24 protein-coding genes are annotated in these 23,968 nt (G+C 33.0%); 19 read left to right on the forward strand and 5 right to left on the reverse strand.

From position 1 onward, the window contains the following. The first annotated feature begins 72 nt into the window (after positions 1 to 72). From ribA to HM990_RS11625, 12 genes are all read left to right on the forward strand, one after another. The gene (gene ribA, locus HM990_RS11570; protein ID WP_178989088.1) at positions 73 to 672 is read left to right on the forward strand and encodes a GTP cyclohydrolase II; all 600 of its coding nucleotides are present in this window, start codon (positions 73 to 75) and stop codon (positions 670 to 672) included. A gap of 77 nt (positions 673 to 749) precedes the next feature. Then, the gene (locus HM990_RS11575) at positions 750 to 1,154 is read left to right on the forward strand and encodes a DoxX family protein (protein WP_178989089.1); all 405 of its coding nucleotides are present in this window, start codon (positions 750 to 752) and stop codon (positions 1,152 to 1,154) included. A gap of 15 nt (positions 1,155 to 1,169) precedes the next feature. Further along, a complete protein-coding gene (locus HM990_RS11580) occupies positions 1,170 to 2,114 on the forward strand; it encodes a dioxygenase family protein (RefSeq protein ID WP_178989090.1) in 945 nt (314 codons plus the stop codon). 3 nt (positions 2,115 to 2,117) lie between these two features. Further along, positions 2,118 to 2,936 carry an SDR family oxidoreductase gene (locus HM990_RS11585; RefSeq protein WP_178989091.1) on the forward strand — a complete coding sequence of 273 codons (819 nt, stop codon included), beginning with the start codon at positions 2,118 to 2,120 and terminating at the stop codon, positions 2,934 to 2,936. A 369-nt stretch (positions 2,937 to 3,305) separates the two neighbouring features. Continuing rightward, positions 3,306 to 3,671: a transposase gene (locus HM990_RS11590; protein ID WP_178989092.1), complete on the forward strand. Its 366-nt coding sequence runs from the start codon at positions 3,306 to 3,308 to the stop codon at positions 3,669 to 3,671. A gap of 278 nt (positions 3,672 to 3,949) precedes the next feature. After that, positions 3,950 to 4,549, forward strand: coding sequence for an IS3 family transposase (locus tag HM990_RS11595; protein ID WP_178989093.1), 600 nt, complete (start codon positions 3,950 to 3,952; stop codon positions 4,547 to 4,549). A gap of 65 nt (positions 4,550 to 4,614) precedes the next feature. Further along, positions 4,615 to 5,586 (forward strand): hypothetical protein, encoded by a 972-nt coding sequence (locus tag HM990_RS11600; RefSeq protein WP_178989094.1) that lies wholly within the window; start codon positions 4,615 to 4,617, stop codon positions 5,584 to 5,586. Between the two features lie 151 nt (positions 5,587 to 5,737). Next, entirely contained in the window at positions 5,738 to 6,925 is a 1,188-nt protein-coding gene (locus HM990_RS11605; protein ID WP_178989095.1) for a M24 family metallopeptidase, read from the forward strand. A 455-nt stretch (positions 6,926 to 7,380) separates the two neighbouring features. Beyond that, positions 7,381 to 8,166: a transglutaminase domain-containing protein gene (locus tag HM990_RS11610; protein WP_178989096.1), complete on the forward strand. Its 786-nt coding sequence runs from the start codon at positions 7,381 to 7,383 to the stop codon at positions 8,164 to 8,166. Positions 8,167 to 9,006: 840 nt separating this feature from the next. Further along, positions 9,007 to 9,819 (forward strand): hypothetical protein, encoded by an 813-nt coding sequence (locus HM990_RS11615; RefSeq protein WP_178989097.1) that lies wholly within the window; start codon positions 9,007 to 9,009, stop codon positions 9,817 to 9,819. Between the two features lie 87 nt (positions 9,820 to 9,906). Beyond that, positions 9,907 to 10,965, forward strand: coding sequence for a DUF4421 family protein (locus HM990_RS11620; protein WP_178989098.1), 1,059 nt, complete (start codon positions 9,907 to 9,909; stop codon positions 10,963 to 10,965). Between the two features lie 51 nt (positions 10,966 to 11,016). Next, a complete protein-coding gene (locus tag HM990_RS11625; RefSeq protein WP_178989099.1) occupies positions 11,017 to 11,469 on the forward strand; it encodes a GNAT family N-acetyltransferase in 453 nt (150 codons plus the stop codon). Positions 11,470 to 11,549: 80 nt separating this feature from the next. On the opposite strand, the gene HM990_RS11630 is transcribed toward HM990_RS11625, so the two are convergent. Then, on the reverse strand, positions 11,550 to 12,161 hold the full coding sequence (locus HM990_RS11630) for a trimeric intracellular cation channel family protein (RefSeq protein WP_178989100.1): 612 nt from the start codon (positions 12,159 to 12,161) through the stop codon (positions 11,550 to 11,552). Positions 12,162 to 12,326: 165 nt separating this feature from the next. Then, complete coding sequence (locus HM990_RS11635) at positions 12,327 to 13,052, reverse strand: RDD family protein (protein WP_178989101.1); 726 nt, start codon at positions 13,050 to 13,052, stop codon at positions 12,327 to 12,329. A gap of 35 nt (positions 13,053 to 13,087) precedes the next feature. On the opposite strand from HM990_RS11635, the gene HM990_RS11640 reads away from it, so the two are divergent. The 7 genes from HM990_RS11640 (at position 13,088) to HM990_RS11670 (ending at position 20,058) form a co-directional block, all read left to right on the forward strand. Beyond that, positions 13,088 to 14,095, forward strand: coding sequence for a stage II sporulation protein M (locus HM990_RS11640; protein WP_178989102.1), 1,008 nt, complete (start codon positions 13,088 to 13,090; stop codon positions 14,093 to 14,095). Next, positions 14,092 to 15,012, forward strand: coding sequence for a hypothetical protein (locus HM990_RS11645; protein WP_178989103.1), 921 nt, complete (start codon positions 14,092 to 14,094; stop codon positions 15,010 to 15,012). The genes HM990_RS11640 and HM990_RS11645 overlap by 4 nt, the downstream gene beginning before the upstream one ends. Further along, positions 15,005 to 15,733: a hypothetical protein gene (locus tag HM990_RS11650; protein WP_178989104.1), complete on the forward strand. Its 729-nt coding sequence runs from the start codon at positions 15,005 to 15,007 to the stop codon at positions 15,731 to 15,733. Before HM990_RS11645 ends, HM990_RS11650 begins: the two co-directional genes overlap by 8 nt. After that, positions 15,726 to 16,925 (forward strand): DUF4350 domain-containing protein, encoded by a 1,200-nt coding sequence (locus HM990_RS11655; RefSeq protein WP_178989105.1) that lies wholly within the window; start codon positions 15,726 to 15,728, stop codon positions 16,923 to 16,925. The genes HM990_RS11650 and HM990_RS11655 overlap by 8 nt, the downstream gene beginning before the upstream one ends. A gap of 6 nt (positions 16,926 to 16,931) precedes the next feature. Next, a complete protein-coding gene (locus HM990_RS11660; RefSeq protein ID WP_178989106.1) occupies positions 16,932 to 18,023 on the forward strand; it encodes an AAA family ATPase in 1,092 nt (363 codons plus the stop codon). After that, a complete protein-coding gene (locus HM990_RS11665) occupies positions 18,023 to 19,354 on the forward strand; it encodes a DUF58 domain-containing protein (RefSeq protein WP_229719254.1) in 1,332 nt (443 codons plus the stop codon). The genes HM990_RS11660 and HM990_RS11665 overlap by 1 nt, the downstream gene beginning before the upstream one ends. Positions 19,355 to 19,641: 287 nt before the next feature. Continuing rightward, the gene (locus tag HM990_RS11670; protein ID WP_178989107.1) at positions 19,642 to 20,058 is read left to right on the forward strand and encodes a DUF2141 domain-containing protein; all 417 of its coding nucleotides are present in this window, start codon (positions 19,642 to 19,644) and stop codon (positions 20,056 to 20,058) included. Between the two features lie 60 nt (positions 20,059 to 20,118). On the opposite strand, the gene HM990_RS11675 is transcribed toward HM990_RS11670, so the two are convergent. From HM990_RS11675 to HM990_RS11685, 3 genes are all read right to left on the reverse strand, one after another. Then, a complete protein-coding gene (locus HM990_RS11675) occupies positions 20,119 to 22,419 on the reverse strand; it encodes a TonB-dependent receptor domain-containing protein (protein ID WP_178989108.1) in 2,301 nt (766 codons plus the stop codon). A gap of 2 nt (positions 22,420 to 22,421) precedes the next feature. Beyond that, positions 22,422 to 23,342, reverse strand: coding sequence for a FecR family protein (locus tag HM990_RS11680; protein WP_178989109.1), 921 nt, complete (start codon positions 23,340 to 23,342; stop codon positions 22,422 to 22,424). A gap of 63 nt (positions 23,343 to 23,405) precedes the next feature. Beyond that, positions 23,406 to 23,918, reverse strand: coding sequence for an RNA polymerase sigma factor (locus HM990_RS11685; protein ID WP_178989110.1), 513 nt, complete (start codon positions 23,916 to 23,918; stop codon positions 23,406 to 23,408). Positions 23,919 to 23,968: the final 50 nt, after the last annotated feature.

A 23,968-nucleotide genomic window follows, 5' to 3' on the forward strand; every position in this document is an offset into this window, starting at 1 on the left:
GTCTAAAACTGTTTAAATAACAACCTTTGCACTAAGCATTTTAAATAGTTTTAGACATTAATATTTACCACTATGTTATTTCATAAAGAAAAAGTACAGTTTTCTAATACAGCCAAATTGCCAACTAAATATGGTGTGTTTAATATTGTTTCATTAAAAAGTGAACAAGATTCCAAAGAACATTTAATCGTCTCAATGGGCGATTTAAGGGCAAAGGATGATGTTTTGATGCGCGTGCACTCAGAATGTTTAACTGGAGATGTTTTTACCTCACTAAAATGCGATTGTGGCGAACAACTTGAAGCTAGTTTAAAGTTGATATCAGAAAAAAAAGAAGGAGCCGTTATCTACTTGAAACAAGAAGGACGCGGAATTGGTCTTTTTAATAAGGTAAATGCTTACGCTTTACAAGACGAAGGACAAGATACCATAGCCGCCAATCATTCATTGGGTTTTGATACCGATTTAAGAACATTTGATATCGTTGCTCATGTAATTGATTTTCTTGGTGTTGCATCTATAAAACTATTAACAAATAATCCAGAGAAAATAAATACCATTTCTAAATCTACTGGCATTTCAACAAGTGTGCAGCCGCTTAGAACAGAACCCAACAAGTATAATATTGACTATTTAACAGTTAAAAAGGAGGAGCTGAACCACGCGCTTTAATTTCTTAATCTACATTAATGCTTAACGGTACTGTAAAACCGATTTTTGTACCAATCAATAACTTAACAATCTAAACAATGACAACAACAAAATCAAAAGGATTAAACATTGCCTTATGGGTAGCACAAGGCCTTATTGCCCTAACATTAATTTGGGCAGGATACGCTAAATTATTTCAACCCATTGAAGAAACTGCAAAAATGCTACCTTGGGCATTGGATAATCCTGGGCTACTTACATTTACAGGAATCATAGATTTACTTGGTGGTATAGGCATCATTTTACCAGCAGCTCTTAAAATACAGCCCAAACTATCTGTTTTTGCTGCTTACGGAACCATTGCACTGATGATAGCTGCAAGTGTTTTTCATATTTCAAGAGGAGAAGCATCATTAATAGGTATGAATATCTTTTTCTTAATACTTGCTGTGTTTGTGGTATGGGGACGTACTAAAAAAGCACCTATTTTCCCAAAACAGTAGATTGAACATTCTAGCATGACTAGAAAAGATTTTACAAAAAAGTCCATTTTATTAGGTGGTAGCATAATACTTGGTGCCACCTATGCCTTTAACACTATGAACGGATTAGAAGACCTTAAAAAATATACCGACAAGCTACCAAAGCAGTCTAAAAAAATGCCTGTTCTATTTACCTCTCATGGTAATCCTATGGACATTCCTATAAGCAAAGAAGAACGCCCTTTTTGGATGAAATTATACGATTTAGGAAAGGAATTGAAACAGAACTATGAAGTAAAAGCAGCCTTGGTGGTTTCTGCACATTGGTGTACCAATGGCAAAACCATGGTTAATAATTCGGTACAGCAAAAACAGATTTATGATTACTATGGCTTTCCAGAGCATTATTACGATCCAAAATATAGTGCACAAGGCGCACCAGAGATTGCAAAGGAAATCACCAAATTGGTAACTACAATAGAAGAAACCGATGAATGGGGTTTGGACCACGGCGCTTGGCCCATGTTGATGCACTTATTTCCAGCAGCAGATGTGCCCGTTTTTCAAATGAGTATTAACTATAACGCACAACCTGAATACCATTTTAATATGGGGCAGCAACTCAAATCTTTAAGAGAAAAAGGCGTTTTGGTGATTGGTAGTGGTTCATTAATTCACAATTTGAGCTTAGTGATGCAGAAAATGCGAACAGGAGATCGCTCTATTTTTGGATGGGAAACAGAGTATGATGCTTGGTTAAAACAGCAACTTGAAGCTAGAAACTTTAAAGACTTAACCAATTACCTTACTAGTCATAAACTAGGTAAACTCGCAGCACCTACACCAGACCACTATGTACCATTACTTTACAGCTTAGGTATGATGGACACAATAGACAAACTAGACTTTTTTTACGAAGCAACACCTACTATTCCTGCCTTTAGCGAGCGTAGTTTTATTATTCAACCCGAAAATAGTTAAAATATGAAAATACTAATAATAGGTGCTTCAGGAATGATTGCCCAAGAATGCATAAAAGAATTATCAAAAGCAGGAAACGAGTTACGATTGTTTTCTAGAGGAATTAAAGCAGAAAATTACCCTAACCATGAAGTTGCACCAGGTGACGTATTAAAAAAGAGTGACTTAGAAAGAGCTATTAACGGCTGTGATGCGATACATAATACAATCAACACACCAGATGAGGCATTAGCAGTTCAAAACATTGTTGCCATAGCAAAATTGAAAAACATACAACGTATCAGTTATGTAAGTGGTGCAACGGTTAGCAAAGAAAATAGCTGGTTTACCATGGTAGGAAATAAATATAAGGCCGAACAATTACTTAAATTAAATGGCATACCCTATATGATTTTTAGACCTACCTGGTTTATGGAATCCTTGGATATGATGATTCAAAACGGAAAGGCCAACGTAATGGGAAAACAGCCTTTAAAATTACATTGGATTAGTTCTAAGGATTTTGCAAAACAGCTAAGTAAAGCCTATGCGATTGAAGCATCTATAAATCGGGAGTTTTATTCTTATGGCCCAGAAAAGTTGACCCTTAAAGAAGCATTAGAGCAATATATTAAGGTAAAACACCCAAGCATAAATAAAGTAGCAAACGCACCTTTTGGGTTGCTTAAAATTATTGCCTTCATCACAAGAAACAAGGAATTGAAAAATATCATCCCAATGTTCGAGTATTTTGAAAAAACAAAAGAAGTTGGTATTAGTGATGACACAAATAACCTTCTTGGTACACCAAGTATTACTTTGAGTGATTGGTTAACACAATAAAACAAAAACTATACATTACAGAATATTAAAAAAACGGCTTGAGTTTTACCTAAGCCGTTTTTATATTTAAATAAGTATTTCGTAAACCAAAGGTCATAGCCTTTTATTATACATCTAATCTTATAGAATACTCATGGTGGCGAAAAGAAACAAGTCTTAAAAAATTTGAGATAAAACTCAATAAATAACTATGCATAAAAAAGTATATAATTTATTGCTAGTTCTAGCTTACTTACGAAAATTATCGTGAATTTTATATTCGGTTTTTATTTGCTAAATTAGGTGCTTAATCATGCAACAAACCATATACAGAACCATTGTGCCTAATTTTGACCCGTCCTGAAATAAGGCTACATAATTTTAAATATTATGTACAAAAATGACAAAGTAATTAGACGGTATTCAGAGCCTTTTAAACTTAAAATTCTTGACGAACTTAGTAAAGGTAAACACACAATGAGCGAACTTTGTAAACTCTATTCTATTGCACCCACAACAGTCAATGAGTGGATTAAAAAGTATAATCGTAAAGACTTAATGAACACCAGAGTAAAAGTGGAAACTAAAGACGAAATATCTAGAATCAAAGCATTGCAAAAAGAGAATGAAAAACTTAAAAAGCTAATGCTTAAAAAGGATCTGGATGCAATGGTGGAGGAATCCTATCTTGAAGTAGCTGCAGAAAAATTAGGATATAAAAATGTTCAGCAACTTAAAAAAAAGCTCAATATCTAGCTTTTATTAAAACTAGAAATAGAGCTAAGGGATTTGCTTCTTTATCTACTATAGCAAGTTGTTTTGGACTTAAACGTGATGCGTATTATAAATACAAATCTAGAGCTGATAAGCGTTTAAGACTAGAACAACCGATTATAAACATAGTCAGTAAAAAACGCAAATCCCTTCCTAGAGAAGGCGTACGTAAACTCATAAAATCATTAGATGATGAATTTAAAAAAGCCAACATTAAAGTTGGTAGAAATACGCTATTTAACGTCCTTTGAAAACATAATATGCTAACAATTAGAAAGAAAACCAGTGCCAGAACCACTAACTCATATCATCGCTTTTACAAGTATAACAACATTATAAAAGACCTTGAAATAACGCGACCTAATCAAGTTTGGGTGAGTGATATCACTTACATTAGAACTGTAAAAGGCTTTTGTTACTTAGCTTTAATAACTGATGTGCATTCTCGTAAAATTGTGGGCTACGACCTTAGTGATAGCCTAGAACTAAAAGGATGTGTAAGAGCGCTTAATAAGGCCATTTATCAAGCTAAAAACATTAAAGGACTCATACATCACTCTGATAGAGGAATACAATATTGTAGTAATGTGTATACACAGATACTCAAAAGAAAAAAGATAGATCTCAGTATGACAGAAGAAAACCATTGTTATGAAAACGCCATGGCAGAACGGGTAAATGGCATCTTAAAAGATGAGTTTTATCTCGACCAGACCTTTGATAACGTAGCACACGCAAAGAGAGCTGCAAAAAGTGCTATTAATTTATACAATGAAATAAGATTACACTTATCTTTAGATTATAAAACACCTAATATGGTATACCTGCCCGTCCGGCAGGCGGGTAAATTATCAGCGTAAATTCAATTTTAACCTGTAGCCATATTTCAGGACAAAACATAACAACTAACCAAATACACAAAATTATGAGAACTTTTAAAAATTATACTGTACAAGCTAGCTCGATAGCATTGTTTATAATCGTTGCGTTTACATTTTTGTTCATGCAGTCTTGTAAAACTGATAAAAAAGAAATGCAACTGGAAACTGTTATTGAAGAAAAAGATAATGTTATAGAAATTATAACAAGGAATATGGATTTTCAAATGGCTGATACTATTACCTCTGGCTGGAATACCTTTCGTTATAAGAATTTATCACCTCAAACACACTTTTTCCTTATAGATAAATACCCTGAAGGAAAGACTTCAGAAGATGCGGAAAAACTAGTAGCTCCAGTATTTGATAGTGCCATGAAACTAATTATGGAAGGAAAAACTGAAGAAGGATATGCTGAATTTGCAAAACTTCCTGACTGGTTTGGTGAAGTTGAGTTTGTTGGTGGTTCAGGACTACTCTCGCCAAATCAAATAGGAGAAACGACACTTAATCTAAAACCAGGAAAATACATTGTTGAATGCTATGTAAAAATGAGCAATGGCATGTTTCATACATCTATGGGTATGACAAAAGATATCGTAGTATCAGGAACTGATTCGGAGAACAATGAACCAACTGCGGATATTGACATTAATATTTCGAGTACTGATGGAATTGTATTTAATGACTCCATTAGTTCGGGTAAACACACCTTTATGGTAAAATATAAAGATCAGATTGTGCATGAAAATTTTGTCGGACACGATATTAATCTTGTTAAGCTAGATGAAAATGCTAATCTTGAGGAGTTGGAAAATTGGATGAATTGGGCAGATCCAAAAGGATTGATAGAACCAGCGCCAAATGCTGTTACTTTTATTGGTGGTGTTAATGATATGCCTGGTGGAAACAAAGGTTTTTTTACAGCTGAACTTGAATCTGGAAAATATGTCCTAATTTCGGAAGTACCAAACGCCTCAAGTAAAAATATGCTAAAGACTTTTGTAGTATCTGAATAGTTTTTTAAAAAAATCACTATTGCCAACAACTTATAAGGGATCGCTAATCTAAAACACGTTATAGTTCTCCTCTTTTTCTATATAAAGATATTTATTGTAAACTAAAGAAAAACGTTGGCAGTAATTAAAACAACGCAATAAAAACTGAAATTTGAAAATAAGTAAATTAGAATACAAACAGAGAATAAACTCAATTAAAGAAAGGTTAAAGAAAGACAAACTTGACACTTTAATCATTTCGGAAGAAGAAGATATTTACTATTTAACTGGATTAACTTACAAAAGTCTTGAAAGATTATTTCTACTAATAATTACAGAAAGCGAAGTCAGTTTTATTGTTCCAAAAATGGAACTTGCTCATTTAAAAAAGGTTGATCATGTCGATGTAATAAAAAGTTATTGGGAATATCCTGCTCAAGAACCAGAACGTTGGAACGATATACTTCTTGAAATAGTAAAAGACAGTAAACTTATTGGAATTGGAGCTAAAACACCTTTCGAAATTTTAGCTTTTTTGAATTCGGTTAATCTTAATATCGTAGAAAATTCGATATTGGAAGAACAGCGTTGGATAAAAAGTAATACAGAAATTGAGTTAATAAAACAAGCATCGAGATGTTGTGATATTAGTATTAAGAAATTAAATAAAAATGCATATTTCGGAATGTCGGAACTTGAAGTTTTTTCAATTGGACGTTCTATTCAACAAAAAGTAATCAAAGAAACACCTTTTGACTATTTAGCTACAAATATTTTGGTTGCGGCATGGCCTAGTAGAATTTCTTATCAGCCTCACGGAATACCCAAAGTTTCAGATGTACTAGTTGACGGCTCACATATTAGTTTAGCATTTTTAAGAGTAAATGGGTATTCTGCTGAATTGGAAAGAACATTTTTCACAAGTAAACCAACCAAAAAACAAGAAGAAGCATTTGAATTAATGATGGAAGCTAGACGCAGAAGTTATGCTGTATTAAAAGCAGGTGTTATTGCAGAAGATGTAGATTTAGCTGCGAGACAATTTTTAATTGAACAAGGATTTAAAGAAAACTTAATGCATAGAACTGGTCATGGAATAGGTTTAGGAAATCACGAAGGTCCTTATTTAGCTGAAGGAGATAAGACAGTTCTAAAGGAAAAAATGGTTGTTAGTATTGAACCCGGAATTTACATAGAAGGCGTTGGAGGTTTTAGACATTCTGACACAGTATTAATTACTAAAAATGGTTATGAAATATTAACGAACTGTCCTGATGACATAAATAGTTTAACTTTTACAAACTTAAAACCAATACAAAAATTAAAAGGAAACATTATCAAGAAAATGTATGGAATATAAATAACTACCATCAACAAAGTACTGTGGCAAAAAACAAGTAAAATCTCATTAATTTTTTACTAAAGTACTTTTATAATTTTCATCATATATCAACCCTCTCTTTTGTTCTTTCTGATCTATGCTTAAATTTAATGAATTGTAAACTTAAACGGTATATTATTAATTGCTAGTTCTAGCCTACTTATGAATCCGGATAGCTATCGCGACTCGCGGATTTTGAACTACCCTCAAAAAGTTAGACACTATTTAAGCGTTTATCTTGTTGGCAGAATTAAAAATTATGCGACAGCGCAAAACGGCACCTAATCAATTGAAATAATAATAATAATAAAGAGTTTCTGTTAATAGGTGCTGCTAATATAAAATAATCGAAATTTGTGTTAGCAAATTACGAGTTAACTTATTTAGAATTGGGCCAGTCTTTATTGTGTAATTATAATCTTAAAAAATGATATATGCGTTTACGTACGAGCTGTGATTTAAAGTTTGAGATTTTTGAGCCAACCCCATTTATTTTTATGTTAAGGCCGCGTAGTGGTAGCCAACAATGGGTAGAAAGAGAGGAATATAAAATTACACCAAGTACACCGGTTTTTGAATTTACGGACAATTATGGCAATCTGTGTCAACGATTAATTGCCCAACCTGGAATGTTCTCAATTTCTACGTCTTCAGATGTTGTAACCTCTAATTTTATAGATCAAGGCTTTGGCGAACCATTTATTGAAATCCAGAATTTACCAGACGCCGTGCTAAGTTATCTTTTACCGAGTAGATACTGCGAGTCTGATCTTTTTAATGAAATGAGTACAGCTATTACCAAAGGCCAATTCATGGGCTACAACCAAGTTTCAGCAATTACAAATTGGTTGCACGAAAACATTGAGTATCTGCCAGGCAGTAATAATCAACCCTTGTCAGCCGTTCAAGTTAAAAATAGACAGTTTGGTGTTTGTAGGGATTTGGCCCATTTAGGTATTGCGCTTTGCCGTAGTTTAAGCATCCCAGCACGTATTGTTGTTGGTTATTTACACAATTTGGAACCAATGGATATGCATGCTTGGTTTGAGGCCTATATTGGTAACCGTTGGTATACTTTTGATGCCACTCAAGTAGGCTCTCCAGGAGGCTATGTGGTTCTTGGCTTTGGTCGTGATGCTGCCGACGTTGCTATTTTTAATCAATTTGGCTCTTTAGTTTCTCCAATTGAAAATCTTGTTAGAGTTAAACTTCACCCTTAAACTAAATGGGAAAAGTAACTTATCTATTTTTAAAAAAATTTACGCATTATAAAACGATATAATGTTAGTCGTTTATAAACATTTTAACACACCATTGAAGCATCCCTATAAAAAAATATTTTACAACACAACCCATGAACGTTTTGCAAAATGTACAAAAACCGTAATCTAAATTAGAACCTTGAGAAAAAAAGAAATATTTGGTTGATTGGAACAATTATTCTATTCCTGATTTTGAACACTCTGATTTTCGAAATAGATAGTTTAAAAGCTGACTCAACACTTGATATAAATATTCACGATACATATTTCGTCATTGCGAATTTAAATTTCATTCTATTACACGGAGTTTTGGTGTTTTTCGGAATCTATTTGGTTAGGGTATGGCGCAGGAATTTTAAAAACTTGACTGCAAATCTGATTTAAATGATTTCGACAATACTTATGGTTGTAGTTTTAATCGGAATTGATTTTTTTTTGGAAACTTTCATTATAAAAAGCACTAGCTGGAGAATTTATCCACCTCTAAGGCCTGGAGAAATTGTACCCGAAATGGAACCAAAAGAAAATAATCTAAGAATTATGTTGAGCGTTATTTTTTACACCCAGTTAATATTGCTGATTTTTTTAGCTTGTTGCGGGTTTAAAACTGGATGGAATTACAAAATGGAATGAATAAAGCACTATGAGCAAAACTGTTCATACTTAATTTCCTGGTTGTAGACTACTTAGAAAAAATCTTAGGGATTTTCTATTTGGTTTCTAATTGCTAACTTAGTTGTTGAAACAAACAACTTAATCATAAAAATACGTTGATAGCAACATTAATAACTCATTTAAATGAGAAAATACTTCCACTTTATTTTAATCTGTGCGGTTTATTACAATTGCACAACTAATAGAGCTGAATTAGTGCTTCTTGGTACAGTTCACGATCCGGTTGAAAATTTCAATGCAGACAGTCTTTATAATATTTTAACTAAGATAAAACCCGATTTAATTCTTTTCGAAGTGGATTCATCCTTTTTCACCAAAGCGTTTGAATTCAAGAAAACTTGGGATAGTAACGAAAATGTAGCGACCATAAGGTATATGAACAACTTTGAAGTAGATATTAGACCCTATGAATTCACTGGAAGAAATAAATACAGAATAAAAATAGGATCACGACCTACAGACAACAAAGCAACCCAATTGCTAGATAGTCTATATAGTAATAACTTATTAAGTCCATTGGATGAAAAAACCTATAATGATTATCTTAGGGTCAACGATAGCCTAATTTCAAGGGCATATCTAGGAGCAAATTCTTTTAATAGTTTGAAAACGGATAGAATAGCTCAAAAAAGACAAGGCTATCAGTACAAAAAGCTTCTGGATATCATGCGAAACTATCCAATTTTTCAAAACACCTATTACATTAAGCATACTGGAGATAGTATCTGTTATTTAGAAGGCTATAAAAAAGCGGCTGAATTTTGGGATTTACGCAATCAAACAATGGCTAATAATATTTTCCATTTTATCAGAGAATATAAAGGCAAGAAAATAGTTGTGCTAAACGGTTTTTTTCATAGATACTATTTAAACGCTATAATAAGACCTAAACAAAATGAATTGAATTTCACGGTAAAGGAATTTTATGACTATTAAATACAACAACTCACTATGACCATAGGTAATTGCCTTAAAGACTACTCGAGGCCAAAGATGTTTACATTAGTTTAAATACTGAAATAAATGAACAGAAAAGCGATCACAAGACATACCAAACTTACAGTAATAGTCTCAACCTTTACGTTCATTTCTCTTTGGGCACAAACGAAAGATAGTCTTAGTCTAAAAATTGAAGATGGATGGATTGAAAAAACAGATAAGATCGGAATCGATGTGTCATTAAACAATGCATATGAAATATTTGAAGTAAGGACGGAAAATACTAAAGTCATTCTTTACCCAAATACTGCTGCGAATCTTCGTTTAAACGTTAATTATAAATTTATTTCATTTGGGTTTCAATTTACACCCGATTTTTTACCAGGAAATGGAGATGAGAGTTTAAGAGGGAAAACAAAATCATTTGAGTTAAGTACCTCATTAATTTTTAAACATTGGTTTACCGACCTTTCTTATTCCAAAGTAAAAGGCTACTACCTTAAGAATTCAAATGATTTTATAACTCGTTCGGAAGGTGATCCCTATATTCAGTTTCCTGATTTAAGCTATAATGGATTCGCCATAACAACAGGATATTCCAGTAACTCAAAATTTTCATTTAAGAGTTTAACTTCTCAAACCGAACGCCAGTTAAAAAGTGCGGGAAGTTTCATCCCGTCTATTAATTTACGCTACTTTAAAATCAATGACAAGTCATCAGATATAAACACTCAAAAATCAAATAATAGTGAAGCTAGTATTGGGCCTGGCTATGTGCATACATTTGTCAGTAGAGAGAAGTTCTATTTCTCATTGGGTTTACTTGCGCGAATAGGTTATTTAAACACGAAGCTGACTACAAGACTAACTGATGGAGATGCAATTACTAATCAGGACAATTTTATATTTCGTTGGGATGGCAGAATTGGTTTAGGTTATAATGGTAAGCGTTTTTATACTGGAATTTATTCAACAATTTCGGGAACTGAATTTAAACAAGAAAACACCACTGGGAGGAATTCTGAAACTAGAGTTAACTATCATCTTTTTCTGGGAATACGTTTCCCTGCTCCCAATTATTTAGAACGCCAAGTGAATAAAGTTGAAAAACTTATACTGAGACAAAATGATTCAAACCAATGATGTTAATGTTAACCGTAATTAAATCAAACTAATTTTCATCCATTCCCAACCATGACCGTCAGAAAAGCAACAAAAAACGATATCTCATACATTGTAGCAATGATTGCTGATGATGAACTTGGGAAACAAAGGGAAAATTTCAAAAATCCATTACCAGAAGAATATCTCATAGCCTTTGAAAATATAAACGCAGACGACAACCAAGAACTCATAGTTGTAGAAAACGAAAATGCTGAAATTATTGGTACACTTCAATTATCCTTTATTCAATACCTCACCTATAGAGGTGGAATTAGAGCACAAATTGAAGCGGTAAGAATTAGAAAAGACAAACGAGGGCTTGGCATTGGGAAAACATTGTTTGAGTGGGCCATAAATAGAGCCAAAGAACGAAAAGCACATTTACTGCAATTAACCACTGACAAAAAAAGACCAAAAGCTATTCAATTTTATGAAGATTTAGGATTTAAAGCGACTCATGAAGGCATGAAAATGCATTTCTAATTTATGAAGTCCGACAAAATAAAATAGAACGCTTATTGAAATAAATTCAGCCTAATTTCTCAGATCAAATGCCTAATCCCTCATTCCTCTTTCCTATATAAACTAGGTAAACTAATTTTAAAGCGTACCGCAATCAAACGAATCGTAATAACCACGATCGCGACAAGAACAAACAAATAGTTTCTATCCTCAAAAAATTGCAACAGTAAAAAATAAGTAACGCCTCCTAAAATACAAGCCGTTGCATAAATCTCTTTTCTGAAAATAACAGGAATTTCGTTACACAAAATATCTCTAATCACACCACCAAAACAAGCCGTCATAGTACCTAACGCAATACAGATTAAAGGATGTAAACCTGCAACAAGTCCAGTTTCAATACCAACAACGGTATAAAGTGAAATACCAATGGTATCGAATAAAAACAGGGACTTCCTAAGGTAATTAATGCGCTTTTTAAAAACAACAGCGAAAACAGCAGACCCGATAATAACATATACAAAGGTCATGTTTCTCATCCATGAAACAGGTTCAACGCCAATCATAACATCACGCAACGTTCCACCACCAACCGCAGTCACAAAAGCAATAATCAGCACACCAAACGGATCCATGCGTTTGTTCATGGCTACTAATGCCCCTGAAATGGCGAAAGCTATGGTTCCTAATATGTCTATGATTTGGAAAAACATGGTTGTTTATTAGTGTTATTTTTTTGTCACCCGTACTTAATATGAAATCTATTCGATACTTGGGATTCCTGCTTTCGCAGGAATTTGGTTCTCTTAGAAACTTCGGCTTCGCTCAGTATAAGCGATTCGCTAACTTTTTCTGAAAAAGAAAAAGTTGTTCTCTGCTTACATATTTTGAGTATAATAATTATAATCTTTAAGAATGGTGTCTATAAACTGCACATCATACAACTTCGATTCAATCTGCAACGTATCGCAAATCTTATTTTTTAAAATGGTTAAGGTTTTAAAATCATTATTCTTTTTCGAAATGGTAAACGCCTCTTTTATAATCCTTACATCTTTGTCGGTTAATTGGGTAACGTTATTAAAAACAGGTTCGTAATCGTCGTTTAAATCTTCAAGAATAGTACTTGTAATTTTGTGCTTTTTCTTTACACTTATAACCACAGTTCCCGCAGCTGCATCACCAATACGTTGCTTTTTATCGGATAACAAAATACTTAAAACACCTATTGATGGCGAAAAAATCCACAAATCAACAATCCGGAGCATCCAACGCACAAAGAAGTTATACCATTGTGTTGGCGAACCATCTATGCTTACCACTTTTATTTTCAATATCATTTTTCCGATGGTCTGTCCTCCAAAAAGAATATGGCAAATGACCGAATAAAAAAGAGCTGGTAAGGTGAGCAAGCCTAAAAAGCCACGTCTTGTCCAACTATCTGCATCAAAAATTTCAGAAACTGAAACAAGGTTTTCAATGATGGTCATATAGGTGATTAAAATAATCCCATCGATCAAGAATGCGACCATTCGTTCACCCAAACCAATTAACTTGTAATCTAAGTTGACATTTTGTGCCGTGTTAATTGCTAATTTGCCCATTGAAATGTATATTCGTTTCTAATTTAAAACAATTTATGCGCGAAGCGTCTTTCGTGAAGCAAAATAAGGAAAAATGGATTGGTTTTGAAAACGCATTGGAGAATAATGCGAAAATAAATCCTGATGATCTAGCTTCTTACTATATACAACTTACCAACGACTTGTCTTATGCTCAAACGTATTACCCTGGGAGTAAGACTTTGCTGTACTTAAATTCGTTGGCTTCACAAGCACATCAAAAGATTTATATTACCAAAAAAGAGTCTAAAAATAAAATTGTGTCGTTCTGGCTTGACGAGTTTCCATTATTTTTTTATCAGTATCATAAAACCTTGCTTTACGCCTTTTTGATTTTTATGGCAGCGGTAACCATTGGTGCTGTTTCTACACTGAATGACGATTCGTTTATTCGCTTAATTTTAGGCGATGGTTATGTCAACATGACCTTGGAAAACATTGAAAAGGGCGAACCCATGGCTGTTTATAAAAGCGGAAGTCAAGTTGGAACCTTCTTAGGAATTACCATCAATAATATTAGAGTTGCCATTATCGCTTTTGCCTGTGGCGCTATTTTTAGCGTTGGAACTATTTATGTGCTTTTTAGTAATGGTATAATGTTAGGTGCATTTATTACCTTCTTTTATAATTACGGTATTTTAGAAAAAACCTCAACGGTTTGGCTACATGGAACGATTGAAATTTCAGTCATAGTTATTGCTGGTTGTGCTGGTTTGGTTATGGGAAACAGCTTTTTATTTCCTAAAACCTATTCCAGACGTGTTGCATTTATGAAAGGTGCAAAAGACGGATTGAAAATTGTGGTGAGCACTATTCCATTCTTTATTGTTGCAGGTTTTATCGAAGGATTTATAACCCGCTATGGCGAACAAATGCCTTGGTTTTTAGCGTATGGCATTATATTTTTATCATTATTTTTAATTGTTTATTACTATATCATTTATCCGATTGCGCTGAATAAAGCAAGTCATATAAAACCGCTTGAAGCCACATCACAAACGCATCCCAAATCCTTATTGACGTGAACGAAAAGTATATTGAATTAAGAACAAGAAGTACGTTTGGCGATATTATAAATACCTACTTTTTATTCCTGAAACATAATTTTAAAGCCTACACTAATCTTTATCTCAGATATAATGCTGTTAGCATTGTTCTTACCTTGATATGCTCATACCTTTTAGTTACAGGATTTATGGGCTTGGCCAGTCAGGATTTTAGGTTTGGCATGGGTTCTAATGTTGCCACGGAAAGCTATTTTATTGCTGGTGTAATTATTCTTATTTTAATTGTGTTTGTAACGGCATTGATCAACTATAGCTTTTCTAGCGCCTATATTGCCGATTATGTTAAACATAATGGAGAAATAGAGTCCAAACGGATTTGGAAAAGCATATTAAATAACCTCGGAACCATTGTCGTTTTTATTCTCATTGGTGGATTGATGGCGGTAGCTTATATAATCATTTCTATGATGTTAGCTTTTATTCCATTGCTGGGCATGTTAGCTCAATACGGTTTAAACTTTACCTTGAATGCCATTTTTGGATTAACTTTCATGGCTATTTTTTCAACCAGTAAAAATGTTGGAGATGCGCTTTCCGAAGGATTCAGTTTTACCATGTCAAATTTCTGGCGCGTCGTATTATATGGATTGGTCATTGGTATCCTAAATACCATGATTACCGTTTTAATCATTTCAATTCCCAGTGTTATTATTGGTATCTATGTTTATTTTTCCGTGGAAAGCAATGTCGATATAGCTACTAGCACTTTTGCAACTTTAGTATTCACAATTGGTTTTGCTGCATTTTTATTATCGTTTATTTATGCACAGGCCTTATCGCAGATATCCTATGGTATTCTATACTACAATCTCAATGAAATGAAATACAATCTTTTTCTGCAAAAGAAAATCGATCAAATTGGTATTAATGAGTAAGTTTCAACTCAAACATATCAACTCATTTTTAATGACGGCTTTCAGTTCCACTTTTATTGGGGCTCAACATGCAATTGTCAAAAAAGACTCGTCTAATCTCGATGTCACCTATTTTAAAGATAACTTTAAAGACAACTATTCTGGCGATGAATTCAACTATTCCATAAATGATACAGGAGGCATCAACCTCATGCAACGCATTCTCAGGAAATTCTTTAATTGGTTGGGCGATATTTTTGGCTTCGATATTGACTTTGTCGATTACCAAACCTTAGAATATATCGTCTATGGATTATTAGGAATTATCGTTTTGTACCTTTTAATTAAATTCCTGTTGGAAAATCCGGTTAGCTCTGTTTTTAAAACTGAAACTGCAGCTATTGAAGGGTTTAGTTATGTAGAAGAAAACATAGAACAAATTGATTTTGACAAACTGATTTCAAAAGCCTTAAAAGACAATAATTACAGATTGGCAACACGGTATTTGTATCTTAAATCATTAAAATCCCTAGCCAATAAGCAATTCATTGAATGGCATTACGAAAAGACAAATACAGATTATTTAAATGAAATAAAGGATGGTCAACTCAAAACCTTATTTAAGCGTGTATCTTATATATACGATTACGTATGGTATGGGGAATTTCCAATAGACGAAGCGCGCTTTAATAAAAACAAAGCCGATTTTAACCAACTCATAAAAACAACCCAGTATGGATAAGCGTTCTAAAATTGCGCTCTATATTATTGGTGCTGTGATTGTTTTTATGATGATCGCCGAAGTTACCAAACCAAAAGCCTTAAACTGGCGAAATTCGTATTCTGCAATGGATAAAATTCCATTGGGCTGTTACGTGCTTTTTAATGAATTGGAAACCTTTTCTGAAGGCGAAGTTCTGGTCGCTGAAAAATCGATTTATGAATATCTGAAAGATGAAACGTTTTCAGAACCTAAATCCGTGATTTTTATTAATGACCATATTAATTTCGATAAAGAAGAGTCCAGAACACTGATGAAATTTGTTGAAGATGGCAATACCGTTTTTATCAGTAGTACGTATTTATATGGCGATGTTTTAGATACTTTAAACGTAAGTGTACAGCGCCAATACACCAACCTCTATCGGAAAGAAGCAGATACTAAATTTACAAGTCCAAGCTTACAAGCCAATAACCGAATTTACAAAGATGTCATTGAAAACAGTTATTTTGAATCCATTGATACCTTAAGCACTACTGTTTTAGGAACCATAACCACTAAAAACGAAGATGAGTTAGACGAAACCCATCCCAATCTTATTAAAATTGAGGTTGGTGATAACTATGGGCAATTTATTCTTCATACCAATCCATTTGCTTTTACCAATTACCATCTATTGGACGATAAAGAAGATTATGCCGCAACGGTGTTGTCATACATGCCAAAACAGCAAATTATTTGGGATAACAATTATAAAAGCGGACGAAAGATCATTACAAGTCCGTTGCGTTTCATTTTAACAAATACGGCATTAAAATGGGCATTTTACATTAGCATGTTTGGGTTAATGCTCTTTGTTATTTTTAGGGGAAAACGTACCCAACGCATTATTCCTGTTATCAACAAACTCGAAAATGCCACCGTAGATTTTACCCAAACAATTGGAGAACTATATTATCAACATGGTGATTTCACTAATATTATCGAAAAGAAAATTCAATACTTTTTAGAGTTTGTAAGAAGTCATTATTATTTGGAAACCAATCAGTTTAATTCTGGTTTTATAGATAAACTCTCGGCCAAATCGAGCAACTCAAAGGAAGACACCAAAGCTTTAGTGGATTACATTGTCTTTTTAAAGTCGAAAACACAGCACAACGAGCAAGAGCTCATAGAATTGAATAAAAAAATAGAACATTTTAAACGAACATAAGGTATTATGGAAAATGAAAATACGCCGTCATCAGAACACCAAGATGATACACTTAGAAATGAGGAAAGAGTGGTGAACAACACAAATCCTTCAAACGGTATTCAAGAAGGAATCACCGAACCCGTTTCCGAAGGTTTCCAAAGCCGAATAGACCTTCAACCGCTGCAAAATAGCGTTGAAGATATTAAACGTGAAATTGCAAAATTCATCGTTGGGCAAAATGAAATGATCGAGCTATTAATTATTTCAATTTTAACCAATGGCCATTCACTTATTGAAGGTGTTCCTGGTGTTGCAAAAACCGTGACGGCAAAAATGCTAGCCAAAACAATGGCCGTGGATTTTAGCCGTATCCAATTCACACCAGATTTAATGCCTAGTGATATTTTGGGAACGTCCATTTTTAATGTAAAGAACAGTGAATTCGAATACAAGAAAGGACCTATTTTCTCTAACATTGTGCTTATTGATGAAATTAACAGAGCACCTGCAAAAACGCAAGCAGCTTTATTCGAAGTCATGGCAGAACGTCAAATTACCATGGATGGCACCCGTTACGACATGGAATTACCTTTTTTGGTTTTTGCAACCCAAAACCCAATTGAACAAGAAGGTACTTACCGTTTGCCTGAAGCACAATTAGATCGTTTTTTGTTTAAGATTGAAGTGGATTATCCTTCATTAGAAGATGAAGTTCAAATTTTGGTCGATAATCACTCGCGCCAAGACCAAATGGATTTCAGTACTATAAAAGCGGTACTTTCAGCAGAATCGATTAAAAACTATCAAAACCTCATCAAGCAAATTGTGGTGGAAGATAACCTCTTAAATTACATTGCTTCCATTGTTCATAATACAAGAACCAATGCCAACTTATATTTAGGAGCTTCACCAAGAGCTTCTATTGCCATTTTAAATGCTGCCAAAGCGAATGCAGCCATTAATGGAAGAGATTTTGTTACTCCAGATGACATTAAACGTTGTACAAAAGCTGTACTAAAACACCGCTTGGTATTAACTCCAGAGCGTGAAATGGAAGCCTTCACCGTAGATAAGGTTGTGGACCAAATCCTTGAAACCATTGAGATTCCGAGATAGTGAAACGCTTTTTTAAACATACGTATTTAACCTTTCGGTTTTTTGTTGTTGCCATGATTTTGGTAGCACTGTTCATTCTCGCCTATATTTATCCAGACTTATTGAGCATTGTAACTATTCTGTTTGTCATCGCCATTGGTTTAGTGGTTGTGGATTTAATTCTATTATTCAAACAAAAAGGAATAATAGCATCAAGAATTTTACCAGAAAAATTAAGTAATGGCGACGATAATCCGATTGAAATTTCACTTCAGAATAACTATAATTTTACAGCCGATTTACAATTAATAGATGAAATGCCATTTCAATATCAAAAGCGCGATTTTGAAATTAACACACAACTTAAAAAACACAATCAAAAGAAAATCACTTATACATTAAGACCATTAGAGCGAGGCGAATATTATTTTGGCAGTCTTAATATTTATGTCAATTCACCAATCGGTCTGGTTATGAGACGCTTTCAGTTCGCCAAGGATGCGATGGTACCAAATTATCCGTCGTTTTTACAATTACGGAAATATATGCTCTTGGCATTTTCCAACAAACTATTTGAATATGGTTTAAAAAAAATTCGCCGTATTGGACATACCATGGAATTTGAACAAATTAAAGACTATGTCAATGGCGACGATATAAGAAACATCAACTGGAAAGCAACTGCCAAACGCAATCAACTGATGGTTAATCAGTTTCAAGACGAACGCTCACAACCCATATACTCGGTCATTGACAAAGGTAGAGCCATGAAAATGCCTTTTGATGGTCTAAGCCTTTTGGATTATGCGATAAATGCGACTTTAGTCATCAGTAATGTGGCTTTAAAAAAACAGGATAAAGCCGGAATGTTTACCTTTTCCCGTAAGGTTGAAAACAAAGTGGTTGCCGAAAGACGACCATCGCAAATGAATAAAATTCTAGAAACCTTATATAATGTCAACACTGATTTTTCAGAATCTGATTTTTCAAGATTGTATATTGATGTGAAACGAAGTCTTACGCAACGTGGTCTGCTACTACTCTATACCAACTTTGAAACTTTAGATGCCTTACATCGTCAGTTACCTTATTTAAAGGCCATTGCTAAAAATCACCTTTTGGTAGTTATCTTTTTTGAAAATACTGAATTACAAAAACTAACACAAATTGAAGCCGATAATACCTTTGATATTTTTCAGAAAACCATAGCGGAAAAATTCATGTATGAAAAGAAGTTGATTGTAAACGAACTTCAAAAACACGGCATTCAATCCATTCTAACAACACCAGAAAATTTGACGATAAATACTATTAATAAGTATTTGGAAATTAAGGCGAGGGGACTTTTGTAAAAAGTAGGCAGTCTTCAGTGGGCAGTCACAGAATTGGAATATAGGTTGTTCAGCAAATGTATAAGATTCTATTGAGATTTTTTTTTCGTAAAATCTTTCTTTGCATCTTATCGACTTTGCGAGCAAACTCCCCAATTTATGATTCCAAATTCTAACGTAAAACACAACTCATCCCTATAAAATTACAATTCAGTAATTACAATTATAAAAACCATAGCTTTTGTAAGATATTTGAACCATCAACAAAAAAGAACAGTAATACACACTAACCATTAAAATCCATTATTATGAAAAATTTACTATTAACTTTCGCTCTAATTTTTACAACATTAGTTAGCTTTTCTCAAGATAGCCAAAAAACGATAACAGTCACGATCGATAATGTAAACAACGACAAAGGAACCGTTAAAATGGCTTTAAACACGGCAGACACCTTTATGAAAGGCAAGCCCATTATGAGCGCTGAATCTGCAATTAAAGACGGAAAAGTAACCATTACTTTTGAAAATGTTGAACCGGGTGAATATGCCATAATCGCTTACCATGATGTCAATGAAAATAACAAAATGGACTTTAGCGACAATGGAATGCCGTTAGAGTCTTACGGTATGTCTAATAACTCTATGTCTTTTGGGCCACCACAATATGACGAGGCAAAATTTAAAGTAGAAGACAAAAATTTAGAACTTAATATTCGCTTTTAGACATTACTCTTATCAATCAATCAATCAAAAAAATCCAGCTAATTAGCTGGATTTTTTGTACTACCAATAAAGTCTAAACATAATATTAGGTGTTATACCAATAGAATATTTTTCTATGAGCTCAATAGGATCGTCTAAACTATTGTTACCTCTATACTCTCTACTTATTAAATTTTTTCTGTTGTAAATGTTTCTAATAGACAAGCCTACTTTTCCTCTTAACTTATGACTCCTAGACATTTTAAAATTATAGGTAGATGAAAAGTCTAAGCGATGGTAAATAGGTAATTCGCCTGTATTAATACCATCGTTAAATTCTAAACCATCATTGCCTTGCTCTGCTATGGTATAAGGCTTCCCAGTTTGCCATTTCCAGCCTAATGCAACCTGTAAATTATCGACCTTATAGCTTAAAGCAGTCGAAATAGCATGCGTAACATTAGACTTAGAGTTAAAGGACTTGTTATCATTAAGACTATTAAAATGACTTCTAGAGCGATTATACGAATAACTAAACCATGAATTAAAATCATTAAATCGCTTTTTTACAAAAGCATCTAGTCCTACAACATCTTGTTGTCCTATATTAAATGTGCTATTTTCTGGATTTAAAAAACCAAGAGATAAAGCGGTTATATTTTTTAATTTTTTATAATAGGTATCTACATCAATACTCAATCCTTGTTTTGTATAGATAAAGCCAGTAGACACTTGTTGACTATTACTTATAGGAAACTGATTTCCATCTGCTAATCTCCATACTCTATTTTCTAGAGACAAATCACTAATAATAGTTTCATCAATCTCACTAATGATTTGGTTCTTAATTTCACCTGTAGCTTGCCATTTCAAATTATCGGAAATAGATTTATATAAAACTATTCTTGGCTCTAATCTTACTGCATCTAATTCATTGAAATAAGTGCTTCTTAATCCGAATGAGAGATCAAAAAGTTTAGAGTTTTTATAATCGTATTGTCCATAGATACTATGAGTTTGTACAATGCGTTCTTCAGAATCTAATATAAATAATAGGTCAGTTGTATTTAAAAAAGCATAGGCTACATCTTTTAGTGCATATTGATATCCAAAAGTATAGTTGTTTTTTTTAGAGGCATTTATTTTAATTTCGGTTGCAACTCCAGAATCATAGATAGTATTTCTTTTTTCAAAATCTGATGTTTGCTCACCATCTTCAGTTGTAATAAAGTTATAGTTGAATTTATAATCAGAAAAATAGGCTGTTGTGGTTTGTTTTATTTTGGTATTCCAATCCACGCTCCAACCTATGCCATAGCCCAGATTTTTAGTGTTAATTCTATCATTAAATTCTTTATTTGTATCGGTTTCGTTAGATGTATAATCTAATTGATTGTCAATTGAAATAAAGCTAGCATAAAGACTATTATTGTTGTTAGGTTTATAGTTAATCTTAAAATTATAATCTAAAAATGAAAAATCATTATTACCATTCTCCGAGTTATCAATCTTAGTACTTTCAAAGACTTTATCTGCCAACTGGTTATAAGTAAACGTTTCTAACGCATCAACATAACTTCTTCTTAATGAAGCCTGAATATTCAACTTGTCTTTAATAATTGGTAACTCAATTAGAGCATCTCCATTAATGCCATTTAAGCCTAATTCAGTTCTTAACTTATTGGATATTTTAGAACTCGAAGATATATCTATAACACTCGATAATCGTTCTCCATATCTTGCATGCGACCCATTATTTATAAATTTGATATTTGAAGTGACATTTGGGTTTAATGGAGAAATCATTCCAAAAAGATGGCCTTTATGATAAATGTTTATACCATCCCAAATGATTCTGTTTTGGTCTGAGGCTCCACCTCTTACAAAAAAACCTGTAGCTGTTTCATTAGGACTTAATACACCTGGAAGTAATTGGATACTTTCTAAAACATCTGGCTCTGTAAGACCTGGTAATATTCCTAATTTAGAAGGTAATAGCCTATAAGACCCATCACTATTTTTTTCTATACCTTTTGTTAAGTAACTACTAATTACAACTAAATCTAACGCGTTTACATTTATAGTTTCACTTATAAATTGATTGATAACAATATAGCGATTGTTTAATATTTTATAATTGAGATTCGTAGTCGCTTTTATAGCATCTAAAACCTCTAAAAGCGTTCTTTTCTTCCTAATTAATGAAATTCGTTTTTTTACGATATCATCATTTTTGAAAGAAAAAAGCACGTTATAGGTTTCTTCTACTTTGGTAAATGCATCAGTGAGGTTTTCATCATTAAATTCTATGTAAAAAGCCTCTTCTTGAGAAAAGTCTAAAAATGGGAGTAACATTAAGACAAAGACATAGATTAACCTCATCTTTAATATCTAAGTTTAATGTTACGTTTTTCTTTTTCATTGTAGGTTATATCTAAAGCATCAAAGACTGTTTGTAAAGCGACATTGAGGTTATTATGTGGAAAACTGCCCGAGAATATTGTAGAATCGTCTATTTCAACTGAAATAAATTTAATATTGTATTGATCTTCTAACGCCGTAATTACATATTTAATTGGTACACTTTTAAATGTGCTTTCGCCATCAATCCAAGTAGGTTTAATAAACGTGGTAACAGAAGTTTCTATTGGGTTACCATTTATTTGTCTAACGCCATTATTTGGAAGTAAAATATGATCGGACTCTAAAGTCTTAACTCCCACTTTACCTTCATAGCAAACCACATCAAAAAAATCGTTAGTAGAATTTACATTAAACTGAGTTCCTAAAACCATAACAGAACCATTATCAGTACTTACCGTAAACTTTTCGCCTTTCTTAACTTTAAAATAGGCTTCACCATCTAATGTTAATGTTCTATTATTTCCCCAATTATCTTCGTTGTAAGTGATTTTAGATTTAGCATTTAAAACAACTTCAGAACCATCTAAGAGCACAATTGTTTTTGTTTCACCAAAACCTGTTTCGAATATTACTTCATCATTTCCTAAAAAAGTAAACAGGCCAAATAGAAATATTATGGAAGCTGCAATACCAATCGACAAATATGTATAGAGTGGTTTTACCTTTGGCTTTTTGTTATTAATACGTTCTTGTATTTTAGAATAAGACATATCAATAGGTGCTTCTATTCGTTCATAGACCTCAACACCTTTTCTAATTTTAGAAAAGGCATTAAAATCATCATTACTAACTAATTCTTTTAACCGCTGATCAGAGATTTCGCCTGCTAACCATTGTGCTAAAAAAACATCTTTATCGCTATGTGTATTCTTTTCTTTCATTGCGTTCTATAGTTAAAACAACTCACAAAATAAAAACCCTACTTACTAAGGCTTTTTTTTAGCTTAAACATTTCCTATTTCTTTTCGCATTACTATCAATGCTAAATGCATACGTTTTTCTACAGCTTTTACAGAAATATTAAGCATTTCAGAAATTTCTTTGTATTTCTTTTTTTCAATTCTATTTAATAAAAAGACTTCTTTTTGTTTTTCTGGTAAACTAGCAATAGTTCTTTCTAACTTTTCTATAAATTCTTTTTCGAGCATGATAAATTCTGGAGATTCATTAGTACCGGTTTTCTTATTATGTTTTTCAAAGTTTTTCACTACTTTTTCATGCTTCTTTTCATTTATAAATTTATTGTTAGCGATTTTATAGAGATAACTTTTTACTTTATCAGGATCTACTTTTTTGCAGTTTTCCCAAAGTTTTACAAATGTGTCTTGTAGAATATCCTCTGCAATTGCTATATCCTGTGTTTTAAAAAAGAGAAAGCGCCTTATATCTTTGGCGTAAGTATTATAGACAAACTCAAAAGTTTTAGAATTACATATGTTGGGTTTATCTTTAGCCATTTAGCTTTTAAATTATTGGTTCAAAACTATGAAAAAAATAATTTGAGAAA

The organism is Winogradskyella schleiferi (assembly GCF_013394655.1).
GTDB lineage: Bacteria > Bacteroidota > Bacteroidia > Flavobacteriales > Flavobacteriaceae > Winogradskyella > Winogradskyella schleiferi.

Excerpts from the sequence above, each read along its gene's own strand:
- ribA (WP_178989088.1), top strand. The coding sequence starts at position 73 with ATGTTATTTCATAAAGAAAAAGTACAGTTTTCTAATACAGCCAAATTG.
- HM990_RS11575 (WP_178989089.1), top strand. The coding sequence starts at position 750 with ATGACAACAACAAAATCAAAAGGATTAAACATTGCCTTATGGGTAGCA.
- HM990_RS11580 (WP_178989090.1), top strand. The coding sequence starts at position 1,170 with ATGACTAGAAAAGATTTTACAAAAAAGTCCATTTTATTAGGTGGTAGC.
- HM990_RS11585 (WP_178989091.1), top strand. The coding sequence starts at position 2,118 with ATGAAAATACTAATAATAGGTGCTTCAGGAATGATTGCCCAAGAATGC.
- HM990_RS11590 (WP_178989092.1), top strand. The coding sequence starts at position 3,306 with ATGTACAAAAATGACAAAGTAATTAGACGGTATTCAGAGCCTTTTAAA.
- HM990_RS11595 (WP_178989093.1), top strand. The coding sequence starts at position 3,950 with ATGCTAACAATTAGAAAGAAAACCAGTGCCAGAACCACTAACTCATAT.
- HM990_RS11600 (WP_178989094.1), top strand. The coding sequence starts at position 4,615 with ATGAGAACTTTTAAAAATTATACTGTACAAGCTAGCTCGATAGCATTG.
- HM990_RS11610 (WP_178989096.1), top strand. The coding sequence starts at position 7,381 with ATGCGTTTACGTACGAGCTGTGATTTAAAGTTTGAGATTTTTGAGCCA.
- HM990_RS11615 (WP_178989097.1), top strand. The coding sequence starts at position 9,007 with ATGAGAAAATACTTCCACTTTATTTTAATCTGTGCGGTTTATTACAAT.
- HM990_RS11620 (WP_178989098.1), top strand. The coding sequence starts at position 9,907 with ATGAACAGAAAAGCGATCACAAGACATACCAAACTTACAGTAATAGTC.
- HM990_RS11625 (WP_178989099.1), top strand. The coding sequence starts at position 11,017 with ATGACCGTCAGAAAAGCAACAAAAAACGATATCTCATACATTGTAGCA.
- HM990_RS11630 (WP_178989100.1), bottom strand. The coding sequence starts at position 12,161 with ATGTTTTTCCAAATCATAGACATATTAGGAACCATAGCTTTCGCCATT.
- HM990_RS11635 (WP_178989101.1), bottom strand. The coding sequence starts at position 13,052 with ATGGGCAAATTAGCAATTAACACGGCACAAAATGTCAACTTAGATTAC.
- HM990_RS11640 (WP_178989102.1), top strand. The coding sequence starts at position 13,088 with ATGCGCGAAGCGTCTTTCGTGAAGCAAAATAAGGAAAAATGGATTGGT.
- HM990_RS11650 (WP_178989104.1), top strand. The coding sequence starts at position 15,005 with ATGAGTAAGTTTCAACTCAAACATATCAACTCATTTTTAATGACGGCT.
- HM990_RS11655 (WP_178989105.1), top strand. The coding sequence starts at position 15,726 with ATGGATAAGCGTTCTAAAATTGCGCTCTATATTATTGGTGCTGTGATT.
- HM990_RS11660 (WP_178989106.1), top strand. The coding sequence starts at position 16,932 with ATGGAAAATGAAAATACGCCGTCATCAGAACACCAAGATGATACACTT.
- HM990_RS11670 (WP_178989107.1), top strand. The coding sequence starts at position 19,642 with ATGAAAAATTTACTATTAACTTTCGCTCTAATTTTTACAACATTAGTT.
- HM990_RS11675 (WP_178989108.1), bottom strand. The coding sequence starts at position 22,419 with ATGAGGTTAATCTATGTCTTTGTCTTAATGTTACTCCCATTTTTAGAC.
- HM990_RS11680 (WP_178989109.1), bottom strand. The coding sequence starts at position 23,342 with ATGAAAGAAAAGAATACACATAGCGATAAAGATGTTTTTTTAGCACAA.
- HM990_RS11685 (WP_178989110.1), bottom strand. The coding sequence starts at position 23,918 with ATGGCTAAAGATAAACCCAACATATGTAATTCTAAAACTTTTGAGTTT.